At 50.7% G+C, this 3859-nt stretch carries 4 protein-coding genes and 1 other annotated feature; of the genes, 2 read left to right on the top strand and 2 right to left on the bottom strand.

Annotated features, from left to right (window positions below):
• Positions 1 to 24: 24 nt before the first annotated feature.
• Both TX77_RS10310 and TX77_RS10305 read right to left on the bottom strand, forming a co-directional pair.
• A complete protein-coding gene (locus TX77_RS10310; protein WP_044505005.1) occupies positions 25 to 960 on the bottom strand; it encodes a homoserine O-succinyltransferase in 936 nt (311 codons plus the stop codon).
• A 27-nt stretch (positions 961 to 987) separates the two neighbouring features.
• Positions 988 to 2274, bottom strand: coding sequence for an O-acetylhomoserine aminocarboxypropyltransferase/cysteine synthase family protein (locus TX77_RS10305; protein WP_044505004.1), 1287 nt, complete (start codon positions 2272 to 2274; stop codon positions 988 to 990).
• 83 nt (positions 2275 to 2357) lie between these two features.
• Positions 2358 to 2604, bottom strand: a binding site (T-box leader).
• Between the two features lie 347 nt (positions 2605 to 2951).
• Between TX77_RS10305 and rplM the strand changes: the two genes are divergently transcribed.
• A complete protein-coding gene (gene rplM, locus TX77_RS10300; protein WP_044505003.1) occupies positions 2952 to 3392 on the top strand; it encodes a 50S ribosomal protein L13 in 441 nt (146 codons plus the stop codon).
• Between the two features lie 22 nt (positions 3393 to 3414).
• Positions 3415 to 3807: a 30S ribosomal protein S9 gene (gene rpsI, locus TX77_RS10295; RefSeq protein WP_044505002.1), complete on the top strand. Its 393-nt coding sequence runs from the start codon at positions 3415 to 3417 to the stop codon at positions 3805 to 3807.
• Positions 3808 to 3859: the final 52 nt, after the last annotated feature.

Genomic DNA, 3859 nt, shown 5'->3' with positions numbered 1-3859 from the left:
GCTTGGGAGGTGATTTTTTGTCTGTTAATGGCCGCAGGAAGCGAGGCTGTGAATCGATTCCAATTCATAAGGCGTTTCCTGATAGACGATATTCAGCCAATTGTGGTAGAAGAGGTGGGCGTAGCTGCACCATGTGAAGTACGGTTCCTTGGTATCGTTGTCGCCCGGGTAATAGTGCTTGGGGACGGCGATGGGAAGGCCTTTTTTCTTATCCCGCAGGTACTCTTCTTCGAGGGTTCGGCGGTCGTATTCGAAGTGGCCGAGGACGAAGAAGCGGCGGTGGTCCGGCGTACCGATGATGTTGATGCCGTTTTCGGCGGACCGAGACAGGATTTCCAGTTCCGGAGTGTTGTAGACGGCAATGTCATCTATGGCCGTATGGCGGGACTGGGGAATGAAGTAGCGGTCATCGAAACCCCGGAGGAGGGGATGGTGCTTCTGAGTCAGTTGGTATTCAAAGATACCGAAGAGCTTGGAAGACAGATCCCGTTTGTGGATGCCGTAGTAGTGGTAAAGCCCGGCTTGGGCGCCCCAGCAGAAGAGGAGCGTCGAAAAGGCATGGGTCTTGGCCCAGTCGAAATAGGTCTTCATTTCCGGCCAGTAGTCGACGGATTCAAAGGGAATCTGTTCGACCGGCGCGCCGGTAATGATCAGGCCGTCATAGTAGCGGTCCTTAATGTCTTCGAAAACGTAGTAGTTTTCATCGAGGTAAGAGGCATCGGTATGGGTACTCTGATGCATTTCCGTATGGCAGAAGTCGACTTCGACCTGGAGCGGCGAGTCACCGAGCAGGCGCAGGAGCTGGAGCTCCGTGGGCTTCTTTAAAGGCATCAGGTTGAGGATGAGGATGTGCAGGGGCCGGATGTCCTGATGGAGGGCCAGCCCCTTATCGATGGTGAAAATCCCCTCGTCGTGCAGTTTTTCTTTGGCGGCAAGCCCGTCGGCAATTTTAATCGGCATAATCCGGTCCTCCCTGCGAAAAGATACTTAAATAGATTCCAGTGCGTTTTCGACGGCAGCTAAGAGGTCTTCAATGTTTTCGAGACCGATGGAGATGCGGACCGTACCGGGCGTAATGCCGCAGGCGCGCTGGGCTTCTTCGGAAAGCTGCTGATGTGTCGTCGAAGCCGGGTGAACGAGGAGCGACTTGGAGTCGCCGACGTTGGCCAGGTCCGAGAAGATATCGGCGCTGTCGATGAATTTGCGGGCTGCCGTATAGCCGTCTTTGAGTTCAAAGGAGAAGATAGAACCCGTTCCCTTGGGGAAGTATTTCTGAGCCAATTTATAGTACGGCGAAGACGGCAGGGACGGATAGTTGACCTTGGCGACTTTCGGGCTGTTTTCTAAGAAATCAGCGATTTTCTGGGCATTGGCAACATGGCGTTCGATGCGCAGCGACAGCGATTCAAGGCCCTGGATGAGGAGCCAGGCGTTGAACGGGCTGATGCAGGCGCCGAGGTCGCGGAGGGCTTTGGCGCGGATGCGGGTGACGAAGCCGGCGCCGGGAATATCCTTGGCGAAGTTGACGCCGTTATAGGACTGATCCGGCGAAGCGAATTCTTTGAAGCGGCCCGAAGCTGCCCAATCGAATTTACCGTTTTCTACGATGAGGCCGCCTAAGGTCGTGCCGTGGCCGCCGATGAATTTCGTAGCAGAATGGACGACGATGTCGGCACCGTGGTCGAGAGGACGGAAGAGGAACGGCGTTGCAAAGGTATTGTCGACGATGACCGGCAAGCCGTTTTCATGGGCAATGGCTGCGATGGCTTCAAAGTCGGGAATATTGATGGCCGGGTTGCCGAGGCTTTCGAGGTAAATGGCCTTGGTCTTGTCGTTGATGTATTTAGCAAAGGACTGCGGATCATCGGGATCGGCAAAGTGCGTCGTAATGCCGAGATGTTTGAACGTTTCCGTAAACAGTTCGACCGTGCCGCCATACAGGGTAGGAGCAGCGATGATTTCGTCGCCGGCGCCGGCCAAGTTGATGATGGAGTAGGCGATAGCCGATGCGCCGCTGGCCGTAGCAAGACCGGCTGTGCCGTTTTCAAGCGCGGCGATTCGTTTTTCCAGGACGTCCTGGGTCGGATTGGTCAAACGGCTGTAGATGAAGCCCGGGTCTCTCAATGCAAAGCGGTCTTCTGCCTGCTGCGTATCTTTAAAGACGTAAGACGTCGTCTGGTAAATAGGAACGGCACGGGAACCCGTCGTCGGATCCGGAACCTGACCTGCATGCTGTTGTAACGTTTCGAATTTGTAGTTTTTGTTTTCGCTCATAATACATTTCCCCCTGATATCTTAAAAAATATAATGTAGTATAAACTTGAAAGCCTTGTAATAAAAAAAGCTTCCATCCCTATGTAAGGGACGGAAGCACCGTGATACCACCCAATTTCACCTATCCTTCACAGGATAAGCCTCTTCAGGTACGCAGGCAAATCTTGCCCTCAATACCTTAGCACTGTAACGGGTGCGCCCGGACGGTCTAATTATTCGACCAGCCTGCTCGGAGTCCATCTTCCACGATGCTCATTGCATTCCCTTCCACCAAATCGGGAACTCTCTGTGCCAAGTCCTATCGTGTACTCTTCTCTTCATTGCAACACTATCAAGTTGTTGACGTAAGTCTATCATCAAAACGAGGTCTTGTCAAATGATTTTTCGAAAAAAATTCAAGAAATTTTAAGTTAAACGTTCTAATATAAAGGTACTGCTTAAATATATAATGATATATATAGTATGCGAAAGCGGAATCATCAGCTATGCAGAGGCGGAAGAGTCCTTCCGGTCGGGGATTTATCCGGGAAAAACTTGAAAAAAGTAAAATAATTGTTGACAAGGGGCAGTGAAATCTGTAAAATAAATAAGTAAGCTTTTCACTTGGACTCCATTAGCCCCGGAGAAAGAGCACCAAAAGCTTGGTCAGTTAGTTAATCAGGGAGGAATTACACAGCATGAAAACTACATTTATGGCCAATGCAGGCAACATCGAACGTAAATGGTTTGTTGTTGACGCTGAAGGCCAGACATTAGGCCGTCTTGCTGCCGAAGTAGCTAAAGTTCTTCGGGGAAAACATAAACCTACTTTTACCCCGCATGTCGATACAGGCGATTTTGTAATTGTAGTCAACGCAGCAAAAGTTAAATTGACTGGTAAGAAATTAATCCAGAAGACCTATTTCCATCATTCCGGTTATCCTGGTGGATCTAAATTCACTCAGGCCGGCCATCTGCTCGGAACACGGCCGGAACGTGTTGTTGAAATGGCAGTTCGCGGTATGCTCCCGAAAAATAAATTGGGTGAACAGATGTACCGTAAACTGAACGTCTATGCAGGCGCTGAACATCCGCATCAGGCTCAGCAACCTGAAGTTTTGAAGTTAAACATTCGCTAATTAATACCGGGAGGAAGATTTCATGGCAGTAGCACAGTACTACGGCACTGGCCGTAGAAAGACATCCGTTGCTAGAGTTCGTCTGGTTCCGGGTCAGGGTAATATCACCGTCAATAAAAAAGAATTGAACGAATATTTCGGTCGTAAAACGCTGGAATTGGTTATTAAACAGCCCCTCGTACTCACAGGTGTAACCGAACAGTACGACGTCATCGCTGACGTTAAGGGCGGCGGTCCGTCCGGCCAGGCCGGCGCAATCCGTCACGGTATCAGCCGCGCTCTGTTGGAAGTCGACAGCGATTTCCGTCAGGCACTGAAAAAAGCCGGTTTCCTCACGCGTGACCCGCGTGAAAAAGAACGCCGCAAATACGGCCTCAAGAAAGCTCGTAAGGCTTCTCAGTTCTCGAAACGTTAATATATCCGTATATTACCGACAAACCTATGCATACGAAAACCCGCATGGACTC

Source organism: Megasphaera massiliensis, from assembly GCF_000455225.1.
GTDB classification, from domain to species: Bacteria; Bacillota; Negativicutes; order Veillonellales; family Megasphaeraceae; genus Megasphaera; species Megasphaera massiliensis.
Note: the sequence above shows the minus strand (reverse complement) of the source record. Positions and strands in the feature narration are given on the sequence as shown.